Source organism: Nocardia transvalensis NBRC 15921 (assembly GCF_000308875.1).
Classification (GTDB): Bacteria; Actinomycetota; Actinomycetes; order Mycobacteriales; family Mycobacteriaceae; genus Nocardia; species Nocardia transvalensis.
The window spans coordinates 15704-40166 of record NZ_BAGL01000008.1 but is presented as its reverse complement, the minus strand read 5'-3'; the positions used below and the strand labels follow the sequence as shown (position 1 = coordinate 40166).

Below are 24463 nucleotides of genomic sequence, written 5' to 3'. Positions count from 1 at the left end.
TTCTACTCCATGACCGCGGCAACCTCGCCGAGGCCGAGACCTGGACCCGCAAAGCCGCCGACACCGGCAACCCCGACGCCATGAACAACCTCGGGGCCCTACTCCAAGACCGCAACGACTCCGCCGAGGCCGAGACCTGGACCCGCAAAGCCGCCGACACCGGCAACCCCGACGCCATGAACAACCTCGGGGTTCTACTCCAAAACCGCGACGACCTCGCCGAGGCCGAGACCTGGTGGCGCAAAGCGGAGGACACCAGCCAACCCGACGCCGCGCCGGATAGAGCTCTATCTACACAAACACACGAAAACCACCGTTACCTACGTCGACTCGAACCCCGAACGCACACGCGCACGTGATCACTCCTCCGCGCCGCCAGAGCGCCGCCGACGAGTTGCGTAATCGCCCAACGAGACCAAGGTCATGAGGTAACACATCTAGCCCGCCAGCTTGACGACGTGGGGCACGTATCGGGCCGTTATGGGGCAGAAATGGGGCAGATAGGAGTATCGGCGTGTACGCTCATGCCCCGTGAGTCAAACTGATATCGAACGAATTTTCACTGCGTAGAACACCTTTTATGTCCTGAATATTGACGAATGTCCTGCTGTTTGATAGCGACCGAGACCAACGGACTTTTAATCCGCAGGTCCCAGGTTCGAGCCCTGGTGGGGGCACCCTCGACGGGCCGGAGCGGTAGCGCTCCGGCCCGTTGTCGTCGCTCCGGTCACGAGCTGGCAAATCTTCCGTATCGCCCGCTCGGCCGCGGTGAAGGCCACGCTGCCCGCCCTGTTCGGCGGGGCGCAGGCACAGACCGGCAATCCGCAGGCGGAGCAGACCGTGCAGGTGGCATACGAACCGCCCATCGCCCCTTGCGGTGGGCGGTTTTTCACCGTGAAGCTAACATTGTGGGTTCCGCAACGATAGTCTGCGAGGCCCCGCACGCACACCTACACTCGGAACCGCTGTACCCGTCCCGACGTCGTCATATGAGTTCCATCACGGACACTGTGAAGTCACCCAGATGCGTTTCGCATCACACCTACGGTGCCGTAAGGTATGGGCCGCGGCGGCAAGGCCAAGGGGGACTGACGAACACGAGTACGACACACCGAAGGGCAAAGTTTATGGCAAGGGATCTGACTCAACTCGAACTACTGACGGAGTTGGAGCCGGTTGCCGAACAGAACGTCAACCGGCACCTGTCGATGGCCAAGGAATGGCACCCGCACGACTACGTGCCCTGGGACGACGGCCGCAACTTCGCCGCGCTGGGGGGCGTGGACTGGGACCCGTCGCAGTCGAAGCTCGGTGAGGTCGCCAAGGCGGCGATGATCACCAACCTCCTCACCGAGGACAACCTCCCCTCGTACCACCGTGAGATCGCCGAGAACTTCTCCCAGGACGGCGCCTGGGGCACCTGGGTCGGGCGCTGGACCGCCGAGGAGAACCGCCACGGCATCGTCATGCGCGACTACCTCGTCGTCACCCGCGGCGTGGACCCGGTCGCCCTCGAAGAGGCCCGGATGATCCACATGACCAACGGCTTCGCCTCGCCCGCCGAGGCCGACGCCGGGTTCCTGCACTCGGTCGCGTACGTGACCTTCCAGGAGCTGGCCACCCGTGTCTCGCACCGCAATACCGGCAAGGTCTGTGACGACCCGATCGCCGACCGCATGCTGCAGCGCGTCGCCGCCGACGAGAACCTGCACATGATCTTCTACCGCAACATGTGCGGTGCGGCCCTGGATCTGGCGCCCGATCAGGCGCTGGACGCGATCACGCTGATCCTGGAGAACTTCCAGATGCCCGGCGCGGGCATGCCCAACTTCCGCCGCAACGGCGTGCTGATGGCCAAGCACGGCATCTACGACCTGCGCCAGCACCTCGAAGAGGTGGTGCAGCCGGTGCTGAAGAAGTGGAAGATCTTCGAGCGCGACGACTTCACCGCCCGCGGTGAGCAGACCCGCGAGCGCCTGGGCCTGTTCCTGGACAAGCTCGGCCAGGACGTCCTGAAGTTCGAGGAGCAGCGCGACCGCATGCTGGCCCGCGAGGCCGCCAAGCGCGAGCGCCAGCTGGCCTCCAGCTCGGCGAGCTGACACCTCTCGCCCCCCAGCGCCCCGGCGTCGCCTCCGCGACCCGGGGCGCTGTTGTGTAATCAGCCGGTCGCACAACGAGATCGGCTGTGTCACGTCTCACAAACTGACCAGATGACGATATCGGTCAGTTTATTCTGTGCCGGTGGACAGAACGCGGAGCAACGGCAGGGCCCTGATCGTCGGGCTGGGCATCGCCGGCACCGCGACCGCGATCCGGCTGCGGCAGATCGGCTGGACGCCGGTCGTGGTCGAACGCGCGGCGGGGCGGCGCACCGGCGGATACTTCGTCGGGCTGTTCGGCACGGGCCGCGCGGCCGCCGCGCGACTGGGCATCCTGGACGGCATCACCAACCGGGCGGCGTTCGACGGCGCCAACTTCCAGCTCGACCGCCACGGAAACCGCAGGCGCGGGTTGGGTTTCAAGGATCTCCCGGGCCGGCCGTGGATGATGCTGCGCGGGGATATCGAGCAGGCCGCGTACGCGAAGTTGCCCGCCGGCACCGACATTCGCTATTCCACCACGCCGACGCGGATCGATCAGGATGCCGACGGCGTGACCGTCACCCTCACCGACACCGCCGCGGGCGCCTCGGTCACCGAGCGGTTCGATCTGGTGATCGGCGCGGACGGGGTGCACTCGACGGTCCGGTCGCTGGCCTTCGGGCCGCCCGAGCGGTATCTGCGCCGGCTCGACTACGTGATCGCCGCCTTCCGGCTGGAGCGCGCGCTGAGCGATCTCGCCGACGGCGACGGCGCGACCCTGCTGGAACCGAACAGGTCGATGTGGATCTTCCCGTTCGCCGACCGGCCGTCCACCGTGCTCATGTCCTATCGCACCGACGACGTCGACGCCGAACTCGGCGCGGCGCCCGCCGATCGCATGCGGACGGTCTTCGGCACCGAGCCCCTGGGCCGCACGCTCGAGGAGGTGCTCGCGGCACTGGAGGCCACCGACGAGGTGTTGTTCGACGCGGTCGAACAGGTGCGCATGGACAGCTGGCACCGTGGGCGGGTGGTGCTCGTCGGCGACGCGGCCTGGTGCGTGAGCCTGTACTCCGGGATGGGCGCCTCCGCCGGGCTGACCGGCGCGCAACTGCTCGGGACGATGCTGCGACGACATCCCGGCGATCCGGCGCGGGCGTGCGCCGAATGGGATCGCGCCCTGCGCCCGGCCATCGAGTACTACCAGCGTCTCGGGCGCGATATGTGCACGTTCTTCACGCCGGCCAACCGCCGTCAGATCAGGGTCTTCCGAATTCTCGGGCGGTTGCAGCGCGACCGTCGCACGGGGCCGGCGATCCAGCGAATCGTCCAGTCCACCAAGGCGAGTCGCATGAAGGAACGCGATCTCGCCCGGACGGGAGCGCCGCGATGACCGCGCCGGGTGTGGCGGATTCCGACAAGGCCGTCCGAATCCTCGCCGCCGCAAAGGAATTGGTGTTCATGCGGGGGTTCAAGGGGGTGACGATCGCCGAGATCGCGGAGCGCGCGCACATCGGCAAGGGCACGGTCTACCTGTATTGGAAGACCAAACAGGAACTTTTCCACGGTCTGCTCGCCCGGGACTTCCTGGCCATGCTGGACGGGTACGTCCGCGCGCTGACCGCCGATCCGGATCTCGCCCGCCCGCACCGGCTGTTCCCGCGGCTCGCGACCACCGGCCTGGAGCACCCCTTCGTGCGCGCGCTGCACACCCGCGACGCCGATCTGCTGGGCGTGCTCGCGGAGCATCCGCGCAGCCGCGATCTGATCGGCACGCTCGGCCCCGGCGCCCTGATGTACATGGTGCTGCCGGTGTGGCGGCGGCACGATCTCGCGCGCACCGACTGGCCGCTGGACCAGCAGGCGTACGCGCTCCAGGCGCTGCTGCTCGGCTTCGTGGACGCGCAACTCTCCCCCGACCTGCCCTACGACTGCACGGTCCCCGACCCTCAACAGGTCATGGCCGCCGCCGTCACCACCCTGCTCGGCCCCGAGCGCGGCGGCCCGGATCAGGTCCGCGCGACGGCCGAGGAGGGCCTGCGTCTGCTGCGCGAGGCCCGCGAATCGGTGCTCGCCTCCCTACGGTGACCGCGGCCACTGCGCCGCGTTTGAGACACTGGGAACCATGACTGCGGTTATCGAGGCGCGCCCCCAGCTGCGGATCGGCCCCTATGCGGTCGATCCGCCGGTCGTGCTCGCGCCGATGGCCGGGATCACCAACCTCGCGTTCCGGAGACTGTGCCGGGAGTTCGGCAGCCCGACCTCGCTGTACGTGTGCGAGATGATCACCGCCCGCGCCATCGTGGAGCGCGATCCGAAGACGATGCACATGATGTCGTTCGGCGAGAACGAGTTTCCCCGATCGATGCAGCTCTACGGCGTCGATCCGGCCACGATGGCCGAGGCGGTCCGGATCATCGTCGGCGAGAATCTCGCGGATCACATCGATACCAACTACGGCTGCCCGGTGCCCAAGGTGACCCGGCTCGGCGGCGGCTCCGCGCTGCCGTACAAGCGGCGGCTGTTCGGGGAGATCGTGCGCAGCATGGTGGCGGCGGCCGAACCGGCGGGCGTTCCGGTCACGGTGAAGTTCCGCATCGGCATCGATGACGACCACGTCACCTTCCTCGACGCCGGGCGCATCGCCGAGGCGGAGGGCGCCGCGAGCGTCGCGCTGCACGCGCGCACCGCGGCGCAGCGCTACTCCGGCACCGCCGACTGGTCGGCGATCGCGCGGCTGAAGGAGGCCGTCACCACCGTCCCGGTGCTCGGCAACGGCGATATCTTCAGCGCCGCCGATGCCGTGCGCATGATGGACGAGACCGGCTGCGACGGCGTCGTCGTCGGGCGCGGCTGCCTCGGCAAGCCGTGGCTGTTCGCCGAGCTGCAGGCGGCGCTGCGCGGCGACCCGGTGCCGGAGGGCCCGACCCTGGGCCGCGTCGGCGAGATCCTGTACCGCCACGCCACCCTGCTCGCCGATCACGACGGCGAGGACAAGGGCCTGCGTGACCTGCGCAAACACATGGCTTGGTACCTCATGGGCTTCCCCGTCGGCGCCGACCTCCGCCGCAGCTTCGCCTCGGTCTCGACCCTCACCGAACTCCAGGACCTGATCGGCCGCCTCGACCCCACGGCCCCCTTCCCCAAGGACGCCGAGGGCCCCCGCGGCCGCCAGGGTTCCCCGGGCAAAGTGAGCCTCCCGCACGGCTGGCTGGACGATCCGGAGGACGCGTCCGTCCCCACGGCCGCCGACGTCATGCACTCTGGTGGCTGACCTGCGACGTTCCACCTTCAAGTAGCTCATCGTGGCTGAATCGTTATCATGGCTCGAGACCGGTGATGCTGTGCGCCTCCGAGCGGTTCACCCAGCCTTGGGTAAACACATCAAGGTCCGGTCGGAGACGATGAGCAAAGCGAGGTTCCTTGGTGGGTGACGACGAGCGGCGCGGACGCACGTCCGGGCCCGGCGGTCGCGCCCCGTGGGAGCGCTACCCTGCTCCCGATTCGGGTGACGACGACCCCTCCCCACGCCGTAACCGGCACGCCGACGACGACTCGTCCGGCTCCGGTCCGGTGACCGTGCACGACCTGATGCAGAAGGTCGACAACGAGCGCAGTGGCGGGCGGCGAGCGCGACGTGCGGCCGCAGAGCGTGCCGCGGCGCCGCCGCCACCGCCCCCCGCGGATCGCCGCCGCCGTGGCGGCAACCAACCGCCGCAGGGCAACCCGCCGCCGCGGGGCAATGCGGGCCCACCCCAGGCACCACCGCCGCAAGGCCAACCGCCCCTATCGCCGCGCGGCAATCAGGCTCCCCCGCCGCAGGGCAATCAGGCACCGCCACAAGGCAAACCGCGCGGCAACCAGCCGCCCTCGCCGCAAGGCAATCCGGTCCCCCCGCAGGGCCAGCCCGCTCCGCCGCCGCGCGGCAACAAAGCGCCCCCGCCGCCCGGCGCGGACGATCGCCCCACCGATACCGTGGCGCCGGCCGCCGCGCTGGGTCCCGTCGCGGCGTCCATCCGGGCACCGGGATCCTCGCCGTCCGATCCGGCGCCGGCGGGCGGGCGACGGCCACCCGTCGACCCCGCGACCGACAAACTCCCGGTCCCCGAGAGCGAGAGCCCGGCGGAGCGGCCCTCGACCGGCGCCCGCCCCAAGACCGTGGGCGCGCCGACGCTCTCCCGGCTCGCCCAGAGCAAGCAGCGCCAGCAGCAGCGCCTACAGCTGGTGGGCCGCGGGACCACCGCCTTCGTGGCCGTGCTGGCCCTGCTGGTGACCGGTATCGGCTGGAACTACCTGCGCGCCACCGACAACGGCTTCCAGCAGGTCTCGGCGCTGGACGAGAAATCCGACGACATCGTCGACCCCGGCGGTCAGCTCGGCGACGAGAACTTCCTCATCGTGGGCACCGACACCCGCGCCGGTGTGGACGGCAACGTCGGCGCCGGCAGCACCGAGGACGCCGAGGGCGCCCGCGCCGACACGGTCATGCTCGTGCACATCCCCGAGAACCGGCAGCGCGTCGTCGCGGTGTCGTTCCCCCGCGACCTCGACGTCACCCGCCCGTCCTGCGAGGGCTGGGACAACGAGAAGGCCACCTACAACAGCACGACGTTCCCGCAGGCCGCCGGCGACAAGCTCAACGCGACCTACGCCCTGGGCGGCCCGAAGTGCCTGACCAAGGTGATCCAGAAGCTCGTCGGCCTGCGCATCGGCCACTTCATCGGCATCGACTTCAACGGCTTCTCCTCGATGGTCGACACCATCGGCGGCGTCGAGGTGTGCACCCGGAAACCGCTCGTCGACGACGAACTCGGCACGATCCTGCCCAATCCCGGACGCCAGATGCTCAACGGCCCGACCGCGCTGGACTACGTGCGCGCCCGGCACGTCTACGGCGAGGAGCGCAGCGACTACGACCGCATCCACCGCCAGCAGCTGTTCCTGTCGTCGCTGCTGCGCGGCGCGCTGTCCAGCAAGGTGCTGTTCGACATCGGCAAGCTCAACGGCTTCATCAACGCGTTCTCCAACCACGCGTTCATGGACGCCGTCAACACCAAGGATCTGCTGATGCTGGGCCGGTCGCTGCAGAAGGTCGACGCGGGCGCGATCACCTTCCTGACCGTGCCCACCGCGGGCACCACCTCCTACGGCAACGAGATCCCGCGCGAATCGGATATCAAGGAGATCTTCAAGGCGGTCATCGACGATCAGCCGCTGCCCGGCGAGAAGAAGGCGCCCGAGCCGAGTAAGGCCGCCGCGCCCCCGCCGCCCAAGCAGCAGCAGACCGCGGTCGACCCGAGCACCTTCTCGGTGCAGGTCTCCAACGGCTCCGGCAGCGGCGGCCTCGCGAACACCACGGCGACCAAGCTGTCCAACCAGGGCTTCCAGATCTACAACGTCGGAAACTATTCGGGCGGAACGATCCCGGCGACCAAGGTGCGCTACTCGTCCGGCCACGAGGCCGAGGCCGCGACCGTGGCGTCCGCGATTCCGGGCGCGACGCTGGAGTCGACCTCCGGACTGGGCAGCATCGTCGAGCTGGCGCTGGGCTCCGATTTCGGCGGGACCGTACACGCGCCGACGCCGTTCGGCAGCCCGCTGCCGGATGTGCCGACCGCCGCGGCGGGAGGTGCGGACGGGGAGACTCCGGCCACACTGCCGTCCGACCTCGAGCACGTGAACGCGGCCGACGACAACTGCAAGTAGGTGGCGCTCACCTGCGGAATTCGGTTAGCTCCCGGCAACACCGCAGGTTCACCCATCGTTCGTGACTTGGTCAGCGTGGGGAACTAGTGTTTGGTTTCATGCGTGTCATCTACAACGAACAAATGGCCGGTCTCGCCGATATGCTGGGCGAGATGGCCGGTCTCGCGGGCAGCGCGATGGATCGGGCGACGCAGTCGTTGCTGCAGGCCGATCTGAGCCTGGCCGAACGGGTGATCACCGAGTACGACCAGATCTCCGAGATGATCACGCAGGCCGAGGAGAAGGCGTTCGCGCTGCTCGCATTGCAGGCGCCGGTCGCCGGGGACCTGCGTCAGGTGGTCAGTGCCATCCAGATCGTCTCCGACGTCAACCGGATGGGCGCGCTGGCGCTGCACGTGGCCAAGGTCGCGCGCCGCCGCCACCCCAACCACGCGCTGCCCGAGGCGGTCAACGGCTACTTCGCCGAGATGGGCCGGATCGCGGTGAATATGGGCGCCGCCGCCCGCGAGGTCCTCGAGACGCGCGACCCCGAGCGGGCCGCGCAGCTCAACGAGGACGACGAGGCGATGGACGACCTGCACCGCCACCTGTTCACCCTCCTGATGGACCGGGAGTGGAAGTACGGCGTGGCCGCCGCCGTCGACGTCACCCTGCTCGGCCGCTACTACGAGCGCTTCGCCGACCACGCCGTCGAGATCGGCCGCCGCGTCGTCTTCCTGGTGACCGGCGTGGTCCCCCCGGACCCGGACACCGAGTCGGAGAAGATCTGACCCTCCCCTCCCACCCCGTTCCCCGGCACGCTTGTGGCCGGGGTCACCGTGGATTCCGGCCAAAAGCGTGCCGGAAACTATGAGGCTCGGGTGTTTTCGCTGCCTCGCCAGCCCAGCAGTACCGATTTCCGCCGCTCCGGCTTCCACGGTAGGAGGGCGGCCACCGCTATCGCGCAGACGGCCAGCGCGCCGACCGCGAGGTAGGAGGCGGCCTGGGCGCCCTCGAGGGCCGCGACCTTCATGGCGTGGACCAGGTCGGTCTTGGCGCCGGCGAAGAACGGGCTGATGGGTGCCTTGACGACCTCCACCACGCTGATGGGGGTGTCGCGGGCGATGCTCTTCTGGGTGTCGCTCATGATCGCGGAGGGAATCGCGTCGATGCGGGAGCCGACGCGGTCGGTGTAGATCGAGGTCATGATCGAGCCCAGCACCGCGACGCCGAGCGTGCCGCCCACCTCGCGGGTGGTGTCGTTGACCGCTGATCCGGCCCCGGCCTCCTCCAGCGACACCGAACCCATGATCGACTCCGTGGCCGGTCCCTGCACGACGCCGAATCCGATACCCATCAGCACCATGGAGATCAGCACCGGTCCCAGGTACGGCGTCTCGACCTTCACCTGGCCCGCGAGGTACATCCCGGCCGCCAGGAGGACCAGGCCGGTGAGGAGGGTGATGGTGGTCCCGACGCGCTGCGCCACCAAGGTCGCCACCGGAGCGCCGAGTCCCACGGCCGCCGCGAAAGGCAATGAGTGCACGCCGAATTGGAGCGGGGTGAACTCCTTCACGCCCTGGAAGTACTGGGTGATGAGGAACAGGAACCCGAAGGCGCAGAAGTAGGACACGGTGATGGCCAGGGCCGGCACCGAGAACCGCCGGATCCGGAACAGCCGCACATCCAGCACCGGCGACTCCACCCGCAGCTCCCACGCGACGTACGCCGTCAGCAGCACCAGCGACACCGCGTACCCGGCGAGGCTCGTCCCGGCGAGCCAGCCCTGCCGGGGCGCCTCGATGATCGTCCACACCAGCGTCGTCACGGCCACCAGCGACAGCCCGATGCCGACCACGTCGAGTCGTCCCGTGTGCTCGGCGCGCGATTCGGGGACGACGAGCAGTACGGCCACGATCGCCAGCAGCGCGATCGGCACGTTGATCCAGAAGACCGAATGCCAGCTGAAGTACTCGAGCAGCCAGCCGCCGGTCACCGGGCCGATGGCCACCGCGATCCCGGCCATGGCCGTCCACAGCGCGATCGCGCCCGCCCGCGCCCGCGCCTCGGGGAACAGGTTGATGATCAGGGCGAGCGTCGCCGGGAATACCGCGGCCGCGAAGATCCCCATTCCGGCGCGGGCGGCGATCACCTGGCCGAGGGAGGTCGACAGGGCCCCGGCGGTCGACATGACCGCGACGCCCGCCAGCCCGACGATCATCACGCGCCGTCGCCCGAACCGGTCGCCGAGATGACCGAGCGCCAGCAGCAGACCCGCGAACGCGAGCGTGAACGCGTCGACGATCCACTGCAGCCCGCTCATCCGCGCCTGCAACTGCACCGCCATGGACGGCAGCGCGACGTTCACGAGCGTGTTGTCGAGGACTACGAGCAGTTCCGCCAGGCAGATCGCGAGCAGGGCGAGCACCCGTACCCGCACCGCCGGCGCCACGCGAAACCCGGACCGGCTCGCCGTTGATACCGCCATCCCATGCCTCCCTGACTATAACGATCGGTGTAGTGCCTCGAACAGTATTTGTTACTGCGAGTTGCATACAACCGACCGTGGTAGGAGACGGCCCAGCTAACAGTGCCTATGGGAATGTGGTGGCGGTCACACGCCTACCCGAAGCGACCCGAGATGTAGTCCTCGGTCTCCTTGCGGGAGGGGTTGGAGAAGATCTTCTCCGTCTCGTCGATCTCGATCAGCTTGCCGGGCTTGCCCTGCGCCTCCAGGTTGAAGAAGGCGGTCTGATCGCTCACGCGCGCGGCCTGCTGCATGTTGTGCGTGACGATGACGATGGTGAATTCCTTCTTCAGCTCGGCGATCAGGTCCTCGATCGCCAGCGTGGAGATCGGGTCCAGCGCCGAACAGGGCTCGTCCATCAGCAGCACGTCGGGCGACACCGCGATGGCGCGGGCGATGCACAGACGCTGCTGCTGACCGCCGGAGAGGCCGCCGCCCGGCTTGTCGAGCCGGTCCTTGACCTCGTTCCACAGGTTGGCGCCCTTGAGGGACCGCTCGGCGACCTCGTCGAGTTCCTTCTTGTTGCGCACGCCCTGCAGCTTCAGCCCGGCCACCACGTTGTCGCGAATGGACATGGTGGGGAACGGGTTCGGGCGCTGGAACACCATGCCGATGGTGCGCCGCACGCCCACGGGGTCGATCTGCGAGCCGTAGATGTCCTCGCCGTCGAGCAGCACCGCACCCTCGACGCGGGCGTTCGGGGTCACCTCGTGCATGCGGTTCAGCGAGCGCAGCACGGTGGACTTACCGCAACCGGACGGACCGATGAAGGCGGTGACGCTGCGGGGCAGCACGGTCAACGCTACTTCGGCCACCGCGTGGAACTTGCCGTAGTAGATGTTCAGATCTTTGACGTCGATCCGCTTGGCCATGTCGAATTCCGTTCGCTTCTATCGGTTCCGGGTGAGCAGCTTGTTGACGACCGCGGCTCCCAGATACAGCAGCGCGATGATCAGGATCAGCGTCAGCGCCGCGCCCCAGACGCGCCACCGGCCGGCCGGTTCCGGGTTGGCCAGCTCCTGGTAGATCAGCAGCGGGAGGGACGCCATATTGCCGTCGAACAGGTTGGTGTTGATCGACTTCGAGTACCCGACGAGGACCAGCACGGGCGCGGTCTCACCCATGACGCGGGCGATGGCCAGCAGCATGCCGCTGATCATGCCGGGCGCCGCGGTGGGCACGACGATCCGCAGGATGGTCTTCCACTTCGGGATGCCCAGGGCGTAGGACGCCTCGCGCAGTTCGTCGGGGACGAGCTTGAGCATCTCCTCGGTGCTGCGCACCACCACCGGCAGCATCAGCAGCACCAGCGCCAGGGAGACCGCGAAGGCGCTCTGCGGGGCGCCGAGCGTGGCGATCCACAGCGCGAAGACGAACAGCGCGGCCACGATCGAGGGCACGCCGGCGAGGATGTCGACCATGAAGGTGGTCGTCCGGGCCAGCCAGCCCCGGCCGTATTCGACCAGGTAGACGGCGGCCATGATGCCCAGCGGCACCGCGATCACCGCGGCCACCGCCGACTGCACGATGGTGCCGTAGATGGCGTGGTACACACCGCCGCCGTATTGGTCCGGCAGGATGCCCTTCTGCGACTTGCCCCACCAGCCGCTGCTGGTGACGGCGTCGAATCCCTTGCTGACCACCAGGATCAGCACCCAGCACAGCGGGATCAGCGCGATCAGGAAGCTCAGCCACATCGTGCCCGTGGCGATGTGATTGCGAATGCGGCGGCCGGTGCTGATCTGCCGGAACGCGGGCGCCTTGACCGGGCGGTCGAGTGTGGTCGTGGACATCAGCCGTTCACCTTCCCGCCGGCCGCGACCCGCGCCAGCGCGTTGACCACGAAGGTCAGCGCGAACAACACGAAACCGGCGGCAATGTAGGCGCCGGTGGGCAGCGCCTGACTGAATTCCGAAGCGGCCGAGGCGATCTTCGACGCGAAGGTGTAGCCGCCGTCGAACAGCGACCAGTGTCCGGGGGACGCCGCGGTCCGCAGCACGACCAGCACGGCGATCGTCTCACCGAGCGCGCGGCCGAGGCCGAGCATGGATCCCGCGATCACACCGCTGCGGCCGTAGGGCAGCACGGTCATCCGCACCACCTCCCACTTGGTGGCGCCCAGCGCCTGCGCCGCCTCGATGTGCGCGCGCGGCGTCAGGTTGAACACCTCGCGGCTGACCGAGGTGATGATCGGCAGGATCATCACCGCCAGCACCACGCCGGCGGTGAAGATCGTGCCACCGCCGCTGATGGATACGTTGCCGGTCTTGAACAGGAAGAACCAGCCGAGATTGTCGTTGAGGAATTGCTGGAACGGCGCCAGCTTCTGCGCCAGCACCAGAAATCCCCACAGACCGAACACGATCGAAGGCACAGCGGCGAGCAGATCCACCACGGCGGCGAACGGCCGCGCCAGCACCTTCGGCGCGTACTGCGTCAGGAACAACGCGATTCCGACACCGAGCGGCACCGCGATCACCAGGGCCAGGATCGAACTCAGCACCGTGACCATGAACAGGTCGCGGATGCCGAAGTGCATATCGTCGGCATTGGTGACGTTGAATTCCGCGCTGGTGAAGAAATTGGCCTTGTTCGCCGCTAACGACGGAACCGCCCGAATCAACAGGAACAGCGCGATGAGCGCGATCGCCGCGACGATGGTCGCACCGGCGGCCGTGGCTAGTGAACGGAAGAAGAATTCCGCTCGTGCGCTGTGCGCGCGTCCGCGTTGCTCCGGTTCGGTGCTGGATTCGCTGGGCATAGGTGGAGTATCTCCGCCCGCCCGCGGGCCGGTCGATTCCGACCGGTCCGCGGCGGTGGCTTCGTCGTGCACGGTCATGGGCTGCTACGCAATCAGGAGATGGCGTTGATGGCGGTGGTCAGCTTGGTCTTGAACGCGTCCGGGATCGGAACGTATCCGGACTCGTCCAGGCCCTTCTGTCCGTTGTTGATCGCCGAGGTCAGGAAGGCCTTGACCGCCTTGGCGGTATCGGCGTCGGCGTACTTCGAGCAGACGATCTCGTAGGTCGGCAGGATGATCGGGTAGGCGGCCGGATCGGTCGGCTTGTAGAACGAGCTGGTGTCGATGACCAGGTCGTTCCCCTGTCCGACGATCTTGGCGGACGCGATCGCGGCGGCGGCCGACTGCGCGGTCAGCTCCACCGGCTTGGACGCGGCGCTGGTCAGGATGCGCGCCACTGTCAGGTTCTGCGACCGGGCGAACGACCACTCGTTGTAGGTGATCGAACCCTTGGTGTTCTTGATCGCGGCCGAGGTGCCCTCGTTGCCCTTGGCGCCCTCGCCGACACCGCCGGCGAACGACTTGCCCGAGCCCTTGCCCCACGCGCCGTCGGAGGCGGCGTCCAGGTACTTCTGGAAGTTGTCGGTGGTGCCCGACTCGTCGCTGCGGAAGATCACGTGGATGTCCTGGTCCGGCAGCTTGCTCGCGTTCGCGGAGTTCAGCTTCTGGATCGCGACGTCGTTCCACTTGGTGATCTGGCCGTTGAAGATCTTGGCCGTGGTCGGGCCGTCCAGCGCCAGGTCGGTGATGCCGTCGATGTTGTAGGTGACGGCGATCGGGCCGAAGACGGTCGGCAGGTCCCACGCGGGTCCGCCGCAGCGGGCGGCGGCCTTGTTGGGCTCGTCCTTCTTCGCGTCGAGCGGGGAGTCCGAACCGCCGAAATCGGTCTGGCCACCGATGAATTCGTTCACGCCGGCGCCCGAGCCGCTGGACGTGTAGTCGAGCGACTGGCCGTCGCAGTTCGCCTCGTAGGCGGCCACGAAACGGTCCATCGCGTTCTTCTGTGCCGACGAACCGCTGGCCTTCAGGGCCTTCTTGCCGCCGCAGGCGACATCGACCTTCGACGTGTTGTCGCCGGTAGCGGTCGTGTTGTCGTCGCTGCCACAGGCCGTCAGGGTCAGGGCCCCTGCCGCGGCCAGCACGCCCAGCAGGGCGCCGCTGCGCTTGAGATTCACCTATGTCCTCCGGGAATCAGTTCGTACACGCCCGGTCCCTCAACAACCGGACGGGTGCCGTGTGGTGCTCGTTCGCACCGAACTTGCGCACCAGGCAGCGAGTGCCACCCACAAGTAAACTAGGTTCGGCCGGTTGACAGTTGGACCAGGGCAAGTGAACGCAGGGTGAACAACCCGGCGCTATTGCACGCTAGGCCTGTGACGTTTGCCGCAGTGTTACCCACGCCATCGGAAAAGTGGTCAGGGGGCCGCGTAGGCGGCGTCCACATGCGAGGTCGCGAACCCCAGCCGGGTATAGGTGTGCACGGCCGCGGTGTTGTCGGCCTCGGTGTAGAGCAGCACCTCATCCAAGTCGCGGTCGCGCAGGTAGTGGAGACCGGCCAGGGTCAGTAGCCGGCCCAGCCCGCGGCCCTGGGCGGCCGGATCGATCGCGACCACGTAGACCTCGCCGACCGGCGGATTCTCGTCGATATGGACCTTGGTCCAGTGAAAGCCCAGCATCCGGGCGGGATCCGCGGGGTCGGCGGCGACGAACAGGCCCTTCGGGTCGAACCAGGGAGATTCCCTGCGTACCGCGATATCGCTCTCGGACCAGCCGCCCTGTTCGGGGTGCCAGTCGAAGGCGGCGTTGTTCACCCGCAGGAGTTCGGCGTCGTCCTCGGGCCCGGCGTAGGTGCGCAGCAGGACCGAATCGGGTACCGACAGCTCAGGTAACTCGGGTGTTGCCAGCGGGCGGCGCATCTGCCACAGTTCGCGCGCCACGGTCAATCCGAGACGACCCGCGACCGCCCGCGCGGGGGCCGAATTGCCGTGCGCCCAGACCCGCGCGCCCGGGCCGCCGGCGGTCAGCGCGGTGGATACCAGCGTGGCGCCGATGCCCCGGCCGCGATGCCGCGGATCCACGGCCACCTCGGCCATCGCCGGATGTTCACCGTGCGCCGGAACGAGATTCGCGTACCCGAGCACGTCACCGTCCAGCGCGGCCACCAGGTGCCGCGCCGGCGTCGCGGTATCCAGCGACAGCACGGCCTGTTCGGAGACGGGTGCGACCCCGTCGGCCTCGGTGGCCCGCGCGAGGACGTCGCGGATCCGCCGCGCCGTCCCGGCCTCGACCCGATCGCTCCAGCCGGTCCGCACCTGCGGGGTACCGTCCGGTTCGCCGCGGTCAGCCACGCGACGCCACCTCCTGCCTGTTGTCCGCGAGAGTGGGATCCTACGAGAGTTACCCGTCGGACCCGTTCTCTTCCACGGGGCCGTCGGTGTCGTCGGGGAAGTTGGTCGGCTCGCCCTTGCTGCTGGAGCGGGACGGGCGCACGGCCTTGTATCCGACGTTGCGGACCGTGCCGATCAGCGATTCGTACTCGCTGCCGAGCTTGGCGCGCAGCCGTCGCACGTGCACGTCGACCGTGCGGGTGCCGCCGAAGAAGTCGTACCCCCACACCTCCTGCAGCAGCTGCGCGCGGGTGAACACCCGGCCGGCGTGCTGCGCGAGGTACTTGAGCAGCTCGAATTCCTTGTAGGTGAGATCGAGCGGGCGGCCGCGCAGGCGCGCGGTGTAGGTGCCCTCGTCGATCACCAGCTCGCCGAGTGTGATCTTGCCCGAGTTCTCGGGGCTGGCCGCGCCGCCGTTGCGCGCCACCAGTAGTCGCAGTCGCGCGTCCAGCTCGGCCGGGCCCGTGCCGGGCAGCAGGATGTCGTCCAGGCCCCAGTCCGCGTTCACCGCGACCAGGCCGCCCTCGGTCAGCACCGCCACGACCGGCACCGACGACCCGGTGCTGCCGAGTAATCGGCACAGTCCCCGGGCCGCGGCCAGATCGGTTCTCGCATCCACCAACGCCACATCCGCGGAGCCCGCCTCCAGCAGGGAGGCCACCTCCGTGGGCGCCGGCCGCACGTTGTGAGGCAACAGCGCCAACGACGGCAGCACCGACTCCGGATTCGGGTCGGAGGTCAGCAGGAGCAGCTCCACAAGCTCTCCTCCCAATCTGGCATGTCCGCGGCAACCTCGGTGTCAAACGCGAATCAATGCTCGTCCGCACAGATAATTCGTGCCTACATTAGCGCGTCCAGTGCAATGACCACGCATTCCAGGCAACCCGCCCGTCCACGCGTGCCGGTTCGACCCGCCCACGATGGGACCCCGCGACGCGGCAACAGATATCGTGCGTACATGGGTAACTCACCGGGTACGCCCGAGACTCGGGCCGATCACGATCGCCGGCCCGGCGAGGAACTCCCCACGCACTCGACCACCGGAGACAAGGCGCGGAGGAGTGGCCTCGCGCGCAAGATCATCGGCGGGCTCGCGCTGGTGTTCGCGCTCGCGGTCGTGATCGACTTCACCGCCGCCGCCTACTCCGAGTACCGCGTCTCGCGCTCGCTGCGCGCCGGCGGCGAACTCAGCGCCGATCCGGAAGTGACCATCCACGCCTTCTCGTTCCTGGCGCAGGCGCTGCGCAGCGACTACAGCAATGTCGAGATCAAGGCCCGCGCCGACCGCCGCGACATTCCCGGCGAGATCCGGGTCGAGGCCACCCTCAACGGCGTGCACCTGCCCGTGGGCGACCTGGTCGACGGCAATATGCGCTCGGTCCCGGTGGACCGGGTGGCGGGCCGGATGCGGATCGAACCGGTCGAACTCGGCCGCCTGTTCAAGGTCCCCGACCTGCAGCTGACCGGACCACCGGCGGATAAATCCGACGGCACCGGCGGCTCCGGCGGCACGGGGTCGACCACGCAGGGCGCCTACATCCTCACCGGGACCATCCCGGTCGGATCGGAGACCAGCGCGGGCGACAGCACCGGGACCGGCAACGACAAGGTCAGCGTCAGCGTGAAGGTGAACCTCCTGCTCGACGGCGATCAGGTGCGGATCGTCGCCACCGACCTCTACCGCGAGAAGGCCCCGGACACCGCCACCATCACCTCGACCACGCAGCAGCGCCCCGAGCTGGACAAGGACGCGGTGCTGGCCCGCTTCACGCGCACCATCGACACCAAGGACCTGCCCTTCGGTGTGCATCCGACCAAGGTCCAGGCCCTCGGCGGCAACATCATCGTCGAAGGCGAGGGCGAGAACATGACGATCGATATGAACAGGTTCGCCCGACCATGACCGAAATCACGATCCTGGTGCTGGTCCTGCTGGCCGCTCTCGCCTTCGGGCTGGTGTGGCGGTACCGGGCGGGCCGGGTGCGCGCCACCTCCGCCGAGCCGATCGCGGCGGATTCCGGTGCGCGCGGCCGGCTGCTGGCCGCGGCCGGCGTGACGGGTTCCGCGCCCGCGGTGCTGCACTTCTCCGCCGACTGGTGCGGCCCGTGCGACGCGGTTCGCCGGGTCGTCGCGGGGGTCGTGGCCGATCTCGCCGATGCCCCGCAGCCACCGCTGGACATCGAGATCGATATCGATGCCGAGCCCGCCCTGGCCAAGGAGCTCAACGTGCTGTCGCTGCCGACCACGTTCATCTTCGACGCGGACGGCCGGGAGCGATTCCGCATCTCGGGCGTCCCGAAGGCCACCGACCTGCACAGCGCCATCACCCCGCTGACCATGCGTGACGCCGCTTAGTAACTCGAGTTACCGACCCGGGGTCCAATTCTCGCGCCGAAGCAGGTAAACTGCTAGCCGTGCAAACCCGCCGAGAGCTGATGCTCACCCGACGCCGCACAGTCGATCTGTGCCGGCTCGGCGGTTGTTGCTGCCTGTGCATGTAGCCGGTCGGCCCTTCGTTTGCTTCTGACGCCGACCGGTTTTTCCACCCGTACGAGTGATTCTCGTGATCGCGGTGATCTGGCAAATACCTGACAGATAGACCCATGCAGCGCAGGAGTTCCTCCGATGTCCGACACCATCAACACCTCTGACACATCCACCCGCGTGGACGTTCGTGGCCCTCGCTTCGCGGCCTGGGTCACCACCGGCGTTCTCGTGCTGGTGCTGATCGCCTCGGCCTTCTCCGCCGCACTCGCGGCCGTGCTGATCGCATTGCAGGCGGTGGTCTTCGCCGTCGGTGCCCTCAACGGCCCCCGGCGCAGCCCGTACGGCCTGCTGTACGCCCGGTTCGTGGCCCCGCGCGTCGGCCCGGTCACCGAGACCGAACCGGTGGCCCCGCTGCGGTTCGCGCAGCTGGTCGGCGGCGTGTTCGCGGTGCTCAGCCTCATCGGTTTCGCCGCGGGCAGTACCGTCGTCGGCGCTGTCTTCGCGGGCTTCGCGCTGTTCGCGGCGTTCCTCAACGCGGCCTTCGGCTTCTGCCTGGGCTGCCAGATCTATCCGTTCGTCCAGCGGCTGCTGCCCAAGCAGGCCGCACCGACCGACTGACCCCACTCCCCCGAACCCCACCCCCGCTCCGGTAAGTCACATCGAAAGGAACAACATGGCTCGCTCCGATGCCCTGGTCTCCGCAGACTGGGTCGAAGAGAACCTCAACGCCCCCGGCATCGTCATCGTCGAGGTCGACGAGGACACCTCCGCCTACGACACGGGCCACATCGAGGGCGCCGTGAAGCTCGACTGGAAGACGGATCTGCAGGATCCGGTTCGCCGTGACTTCGTCAACCGGGAGCAGTTCTCGGATCTGCTGTCGGCGCGCGGTATCGGCAACGACGACACCGTGATCCTGTACGGCGGCAACAACAACTGGTTCGCCGCCTACGCCTACTGGTACTTCAAGCTGTACGGCCACCAGAACGTCAAGCTGCTCGACGGCGGCCGCAAGAAGTGGGAGCTCGACGGGCGCCCGCTGTCGACCGAGGCCGTGTCCCGCCCCGCCACCACCTACAAGGCCGGCGAGCAGGACCTGTCCATCCGCGCCTTCCGTGACGACGCCATCGCGGCCATCGGCACCAAGAACCTGGTCGACGTGCGCTCGCCCGACGAGTTCTCCGGCAAGATCCTGGCCCCGGCCCACCTGCCGCAGGAGCAGTCGCAGCGTCCCGGCCACATCCCGGGCGCGATCAACGTCCCGTGGTCCAAGGCCGCGAACGAGGACGGCACCTTCAAGTCCGACGAGGAACTGGCCGCCCTGTACAAGGAGGCCGGGCTCGACGGCGAGAAGGAGACCATCGCCTACTGCCGCATCGGCGAGCGCTCCTCGCACACCTGGTTCGTGCTGCAGGAGCTGCTGGGCCACAAGAACGTCAAGAACTACGACGGGAGCTGGACCGAGTACGGCTCCCTCGTCGGTGCACCGATCGAGTTGGGAGCATAACCATGTGCGCAGCACCTACCCAGGGACAGGCATTACCCGCCAACGTCGACACCGAGAAGGAAACCGTCCTGACCGGCCGCGTGCTGGACGCCGACGGTAACCCGGTCGGTGGCGCGTTCGTGCGGTTGCTGGACTCCAGCGACGAGTTCACCGCCGAGGTCGTGGCCTCCGGAACCGGTGACTTCCGGTTCTTCGCCGCGCCGGGCAGCTGGACCATCCGCGCGCTGTCGTCGGCCGGCAACGGCTCGGCGGCGGTACAGCCGGAGGGCGCCGGCATCCACAGCGTGGATGTCAAGGTCGCCAAGTAGTTCTCCTCGACACGGCCCCGGGTTCCCAACCCGGGGCCGTTTCGTATCCGTGGCCCGCGGTCGTTAGACTTCGAATCGTGGTTCTTGCCTTCGAGATTCTGCTGATCCTGGTCACCGTGGTGATCGCCTGGTTCGGGCTCTACGTCCTCTACCGGCTGTTCACCGAGTCGTGACAGAGTCGGCGCACGAGAACGTCGACAAAGCACCAGCGAACGGCACGACGCACGAGGCGTCGGCCGGTCGTTCCACGGGCGAGGCCCGTCGCAGTGGCGACGCGGCCGTCGCCGACGCGGCCGAGCGCGCGAAGACCACCTCGGCCCGCAACATCCCCCAGCTGCCGGGCTTACCGCTGCCCGAGGACACCGCGAACCTGCGCGAGGGCCCGGATCTGAGTTCGTCCATGCTGGCGCTGCTGCCGCTGGTGGGCGTCTGGCGCGGCGAGGGCGAGGGTAACGACGCCGAGCGTGGGGATTATCACTTCGGCCAGCAGATCGTCGTCTCGCACGACGGCGGCGACTATCTGGCCTGGGACTCGCGGTCCTGGGTGCTCGACGGCGACGGCAAGTACACCGGCCCGGATCTGCGCGAGAGCGGTTTCTGGCGGGTCGGCATCGACGGTGACGACGAGGTCATCGAGCTGCTGCTCACGCACAGCTCGGGCGTCGTGGAACTGTTCTACGGCCAGGCCCTCACCCAGTCGTCCTGGGAGCTGGCCACCGATGTGGTGATTCGCAGCCAGTCCGGCGCGGTCGTGGGCGGGGCGAAGCGCCTCTACGGCATCGTCGAGGGCGGCGATCTGGGGTACGTCGAGGAGCGCGTGGAGGCCGACGGGGCCCTCGAGCCGCGGCTCTCGGCCCGCCTGCAGCGCTACATCGGCTGAACCACATCCCCCGAGATTTCCGAGAACCCCGAAAACGGAACGACCCCCGAGCTTTATCGCGGAGAGCTTGTCTCTCGCGATCCCGATCGGACAAACCGGGAGCTCGGGGGCCGGGTGGCTGCCTGGGATTGACTCGGCGCTCGCGCGAACGGCAATCCGTCTGCAGCGGTGGTGCCTAGCCGGCAGCCACCTCACGTGTCCGCTGAATACTCATTCTGGGAACCACCTCCTTCCTCGTGTACGAACGAATTTAGTGGGCGTGCGGCCGGTCGGCAACGTATTTTCGCGTGCGGCGGAATCGCTGGTCAGAGGGAATAATTCGCGGCGTCGCGGATCGTCGCGCGACCGCCGGGCGCGAGTTCGACCACGGTGTCGGCGCGGTGGTCCGGCGGCAGCTGATGGGTGACGACCACGACGACGCGCTCCGGATCCACCAGCCCGCTGTGCGCGTCGAGCAGCGCGCGCAGGAGTTCGCCGCCCTGATCGGCCTCCATATGCTCGGTGGGTTCGTCGAGCAGCAGGACGCGGGCCGGGGAGACGAGGGCGCGGGCGAGCAGGATCCGGCGGCGCTGGCCGCCCGAGACCGCCGCGGCGCCGCCCACCAACTCGGTGTGCACGCCGTCCGGCAGCCCGTCCAGCCAGAGCCCGAGCCCGGCTGTGCGCAAAGCGGTTTCGGCCTCGCCCTCGGTCAGGTCGCCGCGCGCGACCCGCAGGTTCTCCAGCACGCTCGTCCCGAAGAGGTGCGCGTCCTCGGCGAAGAAGGTGATTCCGGGCCTGGGCGTATCGAACAGGCCCGCCCACTCCATCAACAGTGTCGTCTTCCCGGCCCCGCTCGGTCCGACCACGGCAATCCGCTGTCCGCGCGGGAGGTCGTCCGGATCCGCTGTGCCGTACCGGGCCGGACCAGCAACGCCCAGCCGTGTTCTGTGGGCCGCGTCCGTCTCGGACCGTCGCTCGGCCGCGGTGATGCGGTGCAGGGCGCCACGGCCGTTGGTGAGGGCCTGGACGGCCGCCGGGAGGACGCCGACGGCCTCGAACGCCGACAGCGGCAGCAGGACCAGGACGGCCAGCGCCATGGGGGTGATGCCGCCGGGCGCGGCGGGTTGCAGGGGTTCGACCGGTGCGCCGGTTCCGCTGCCGTACAGCACGATTCCGATGAGGAGGGCGCCGAGCACGCTGGCGCCGATCGAGACCGGGGTCGCGGCGGCCGCCCAGGCGCTGTGCGAGGCCGCGCGGTCCTCCGCCGCGACGGCCCGGCGCCCGGCGCGATCGGCCGCGGCGAGGGCAGCGTCGAGGCGTCCGGCCACACGCAGTTCGGCGGCGTGATCGAGCACGGTCACCGCGGCCGCCGTGAATTCGCGACGGTCGTCACGCACGGCGAGTTCCGCCTCCCGTGCGGCCCGCGCGGACAGCCAGGGCGCGACGATCCCGGCGACGGCCAGCGCCGCGGCGAGGATCGCGGCCGCCGGGACCGAGACCACGGCGAGCACCGCGACCGCGGCCGTGGACAGCACCACGGCCACGGCGATGGGCACGAAGGCCCGGACCACCACCGCCCCGAGATCATCGATATCGCCGCCGATCCGGGTGAGCAGGTCACCGCGCCGCAGCCGCGTCGGATCCGTGTCATCGGTAGCCGACGACCGGCCGCCACGCCGCAGAGTCCAGATATCCGCCCCCGCGAGCGCCGAGTACACACCGGTCCGTGCGGTCGTCATCGCACGCAACGCCACATCATGAGTGGCCAGCCGTTCCAGATACCGGCACAGCCCACGCGATATGCCCAGCGCCCGCACGGCGACCACCGCGACGCTGAGATCCAGCACCGGCGGCATCTGCCACGCCCGCGCAATCAACCACGCCGCCAACCCCGCCAGCCCCAGCCCACTCCCGAGCGCCAGCACCCCCCACCCGATCGACACCACGATCCGCCCCCGAGACAGCTCCAACACCTCACGCATGCGCCGAAAGTCGGCCCACACCTCCCTCATCGCAACACCCCCCGCATGTCGTCCGCCCACACCACGTCCCCGTAATCGTCGGTGGGCACGGCCCCCGCATCGTGGTCTCGGGCTACCTCGTGCCCGGCGTCCACATGGACGATGTGGTCCGCGGTGGCGAGGAGGGTGGGGCGGTGGGCGATCAGGATTACGGTCGCGCCGGCGTGGGCGCGGGCGCGGAGGGCCGCGAGGACGGTGGATTCGGCGGTGGCGTCGAGGTGGGCGGTGGGCTCGTCCAGGAGGAGGACGGGGCGGTCGGCGGCGAGGACGCGGGTGAGGGCCAGGCGCTGGCGCTGGCCCAGGGACAATCCCACGCCTCCCACGCCGACGACGGTGTCCCAGCGGTCCGGGAGTTCGTCGAGTACTTCGTCGAAACCGGTTGCGGCGCAAGCAGCTTCCAGGTCGGTCAGGACTCGCGCGGGCCCACTCGGCCCATCCTCGACACGCGCTCCGAACAGTTCCAGGTTCTCGCGCAACGTGCCGGGTAGCAGGACCGGCCGCTGCGGCAGCCAGGCCACCTGGGCCCACCACCGGTCGGGGTCGAGATCGGGCACGGCGACGCCGTCCACGATCACCTCGCCCCGATCGGGGGTGATCAACCCGAGAATCGCTTGCAGCACAGTGGATTTACCGCATCCGTTCGGCCCGGCGAGCACCGTGACCGCACCCGGCCGCAGCACCGCCGACAGCCCGTCCGGCGCGACACCGTCGCGGCCGCGCACCGCCAGGTCGCGAATCTCGATGCGGCCCCGCACATCCCCGATCTCGAGCCGCCCCGCCGCCGGGCGTCGCCGCTCCGCCGCCGGTTCCAGCACCGCGAATGCCTTGGCGGCGGCGGCCATTCCGTCCTGCGCGGCGTGGAACCGCTCGCCCACGGCACGCAGCGGCAGATAGACCTCCGGGGCCAGGATCAGCCCCACCAGCCCGGCGTACAGGCCCATGTGCCCGAAGACCAGGCGCATGCCGATCGATACCGCCACCAGCGCGACGCAGAGTGTGGCCAGCAGTTCCAGCACCATCGAGGACAGGAACGCCACCCGCAGCGCCGCCATCGTCCGGGTGTGCAGCGACTCCCCCAGCGCCCGCACCCGGTCCCGCTGCGTCCGGTGTGCCCCCTGGCCGGACGCCGGTGCGCCGCCCGCCGATTCGCGCCCCAGCGCCCGCAGCGTCGGCATGCCCGCGAACAGATCCAGCAACTGATCGGACAGCCGCGTCGTCGCCGCCAGGGTGGCCTCCGCGCGCCCCTGGGTCATCAGGCCGATCAGGATCATGAATACGGGAATGAGCGGCAGCGTGACCAGAATGATCGCGCCCGCGGTGAGATCGTGAAAGGCGATGACCGCCAGCACGATCGGCGGCACCAGCACCGCCAGCAACAGCGCGGGCAGGTATCCGGTCAGATAGGCCCGCAGCCCGCTCAGCCCGCTGCCGACCACGACCGCCAGTTCCGTCCGCCGCGAATCCAGCTCGCGCGGCGGCAGATCCGCCCCGGCGGCCAGCACCGACTGCTCGAGTTCGGTCACGACCCGTGCACCGGCGCGATGGGCCAGCCGGGCCTGCCACCAGGTCGCCACGCCGCGACAGCCGACCGCGAGCGCGAATACCGCCAGCTCCGCGGTCCAGGAGCCGAGCGTGCGGCGTCCCGGATCGGTGATCACACCCGCGAGGACCCGCGCCAGCGCCAGCGCGGCGACCACGATGCAGACCGTGGTCGCCAGCGAAAGCCCCACGCCGGCAACGAGATACGGTCGCGCCGAGCGGGCGTACCGCCACAGGCGCGGGTCCACGGGTCGAGCCATGA

Annotated in this window: 22 protein-coding genes; 13 read left to right on the top strand and 9 right to left on the bottom strand. The window is 69.0% G+C overall.

The features are described 5' to 3' along the window. The 7 genes from ON41_RS04550 to phoU all read left to right on the top strand — a co-directional run. On the top strand, positions 1-359 hold a 359-nt coding region (locus ON41_RS04550), incomplete at its 5' end, for a tetratricopeptide repeat protein (protein ID WP_040745403.1). Positions 360-1127: 768 nt separating this feature from the next. Continuing rightward, on the top strand, positions 1128-2099 hold the full coding sequence (locus tag ON41_RS04545; RefSeq protein WP_040745401.1) for an acyl-ACP desaturase: 972 nt from the start codon (positions 1128-1130) through the stop codon (positions 2097-2099). A gap of 142 nt (positions 2100-2241) precedes the next feature. Then, complete coding sequence (locus ON41_RS04540) at positions 2242-3474, top strand: FAD-dependent monooxygenase (RefSeq protein ID WP_218003351.1); 1233 nt, start codon at positions 2242-2244, stop codon at positions 3472-3474. Continuing rightward, entirely contained in the window at positions 3471-4169 is a 699-nt protein-coding gene (locus ON41_RS04535) for a TetR/AcrR family transcriptional regulator (RefSeq protein WP_040745399.1), read from the top strand. The genes ON41_RS04540 and ON41_RS04535 overlap by 4 nt, the downstream gene beginning before the upstream one ends. 37 nt (positions 4170-4206) lie before the next feature. Then, positions 4207-5355: a tRNA dihydrouridine synthase DusB gene (dusB, locus tag ON41_RS04530; protein ID WP_040745398.1), complete on the top strand. Its 1149-nt coding sequence runs from the start codon at positions 4207-4209 to the stop codon at positions 5353-5355. 152 nt (positions 5356-5507) lie between these two features. After that, on the top strand, positions 5508-7787 hold the full coding sequence (locus ON41_RS04525) for an LCP family protein (protein ID WP_040745396.1): 2280 nt from the start codon (positions 5508-5510) through the stop codon (positions 7785-7787). A 98-nt stretch (positions 7788-7885) separates the two neighbouring features. Then, on the top strand, positions 7886-8557 hold the full coding sequence (phoU, locus tag ON41_RS04520; RefSeq protein WP_040745394.1) for a phosphate signaling complex protein PhoU: 672 nt from the start codon (positions 7886-7888) through the stop codon (positions 8555-8557). A gap of 77 nt (positions 8558-8634) precedes the next feature. On the opposite strand, the gene ON41_RS04515 is transcribed toward phoU, so the two are convergent. The 7 genes from ON41_RS04515 to ON41_RS04485 form a co-directional block, all read right to left on the bottom strand. Beyond that, entirely contained in the window at positions 8635-10254 is a 1620-nt protein-coding gene (locus ON41_RS04515) for a DHA2 family efflux MFS transporter permease subunit (protein ID WP_051160964.1), read from the bottom strand. A 134-nt stretch (positions 10255-10388) separates the two neighbouring features. Next, entirely contained in the window at positions 10389-11165 is a 777-nt protein-coding gene (gene pstB / locus ON41_RS04510; RefSeq protein ID WP_040745391.1) for a phosphate ABC transporter ATP-binding protein PstB, read from the bottom strand. 18 nt (positions 11166-11183) lie between these two features. Beyond that, positions 11184-12086, bottom strand: a complete 903-nt coding sequence (pstA, locus tag ON41_RS04505; protein ID WP_040745389.1) for a phosphate ABC transporter permease PstA — start codon at positions 12084-12086, stop codon at positions 11184-11186. Further along, on the bottom strand, positions 12086-13054 hold the full coding sequence (gene pstC / locus ON41_RS04500) for a phosphate ABC transporter permease subunit PstC (RefSeq protein WP_246460923.1): 969 nt from the start codon (positions 13052-13054) through the stop codon (positions 12086-12088). The genes pstA and pstC overlap by 1 nt, the downstream gene beginning before the upstream one ends. Positions 13055-13146: 92 nt before the next feature. Then, complete coding sequence (gene pstS, locus ON41_RS04495) at positions 13147-14268, bottom strand: phosphate ABC transporter substrate-binding protein PstS (protein ID WP_040745386.1); 1122 nt, start codon at positions 14266-14268, stop codon at positions 13147-13149. A gap of 240 nt (positions 14269-14508) precedes the next feature. Beyond that, positions 14509-15405 (bottom strand): mycothiol synthase, encoded by an 897-nt coding sequence (gene mshD / locus ON41_RS04490; protein WP_040745419.1) that lies wholly within the window; start codon positions 15403-15405, stop codon positions 14509-14511. A gap of 85 nt (positions 15406-15490) precedes the next feature. Next, on the bottom strand, positions 15491-16237 hold the full coding sequence (locus tag ON41_RS04485) for a winged helix-turn-helix transcriptional regulator (protein ID WP_040745384.1): 747 nt from the start codon (positions 16235-16237) through the stop codon (positions 15491-15493). A gap of 201 nt (positions 16238-16438) precedes the next feature. On the opposite strand from ON41_RS04485, the gene ON41_RS04480 reads away from it, so the two are divergent. The 6 genes from ON41_RS04480 to ON41_RS04450 all read left to right on the top strand — a co-directional run bounded on the left by ON41_RS04480 (position 16439) and on the right by ON41_RS04450 (position 20662). After that, positions 16439-17383: an LmeA family phospholipid-binding protein gene (locus ON41_RS04480; RefSeq protein WP_083905122.1), complete on the top strand. Its 945-nt coding sequence runs from the start codon at positions 16439-16441 to the stop codon at positions 17381-17383. Beyond that, on the top strand, positions 17380-17835 hold the full coding sequence (locus ON41_RS04475; protein ID WP_040745382.1) for a thioredoxin family protein: 456 nt from the start codon (positions 17380-17382) through the stop codon (positions 17833-17835). The genes ON41_RS04480 and ON41_RS04475 overlap by 4 nt, the downstream gene beginning before the upstream one ends. A 270-nt stretch (positions 17836-18105) precedes the next feature. Further along, positions 18106-18585, top strand: coding sequence for a DUF4395 domain-containing protein (locus tag ON41_RS04470; protein WP_040745379.1), 480 nt, complete (start codon positions 18106-18108; stop codon positions 18583-18585). A gap of 55 nt (positions 18586-18640) precedes the next feature. Beyond that, complete coding sequence (locus tag ON41_RS04465; RefSeq protein WP_040745378.1) at positions 18641-19474, top strand: sulfurtransferase; 834 nt, start codon at positions 18641-18643, stop codon at positions 19472-19474. A 2-nt stretch (positions 19475-19476) separates the two neighbouring features. Then, positions 19477-19782, top strand: coding sequence for a DUF1416 domain-containing protein (locus ON41_RS04460; protein ID WP_040745377.1), 306 nt, complete (start codon positions 19477-19479; stop codon positions 19780-19782). 169 nt (positions 19783-19951) lie between these two features. Continuing rightward, the gene (locus ON41_RS04450) at positions 19952-20662 is read left to right on the top strand and encodes a heme-binding beta-barrel domain-containing protein (protein ID WP_040745375.1); all 711 of its coding nucleotides are present in this window, start codon (positions 19952-19954) and stop codon (positions 20660-20662) included. Positions 20663-20967: 305 nt separating this feature from the next. Here the strand turns inward: ON41_RS04450 and cydC are convergent, their stop codons facing one another. Both cydC and cydD read right to left on the bottom strand, forming a co-directional pair. Beyond that, complete coding sequence (gene cydC, locus ON41_RS04445) at positions 20968-22623, bottom strand: thiol reductant ABC exporter subunit CydC (protein ID WP_085995609.1); 1656 nt, start codon at positions 22621-22623, stop codon at positions 20968-20970. A 26-nt stretch (positions 22624-22649) separates the two neighbouring features. Beyond that, positions 22650-24461, bottom strand: coding sequence for a thiol reductant ABC exporter subunit CydD (gene cydD / locus ON41_RS04440; protein ID WP_083905121.1), 1812 nt, complete (start codon positions 24459-24461; stop codon positions 22650-22652). Positions 24462-24463: the final 2 nt, after the last annotated feature.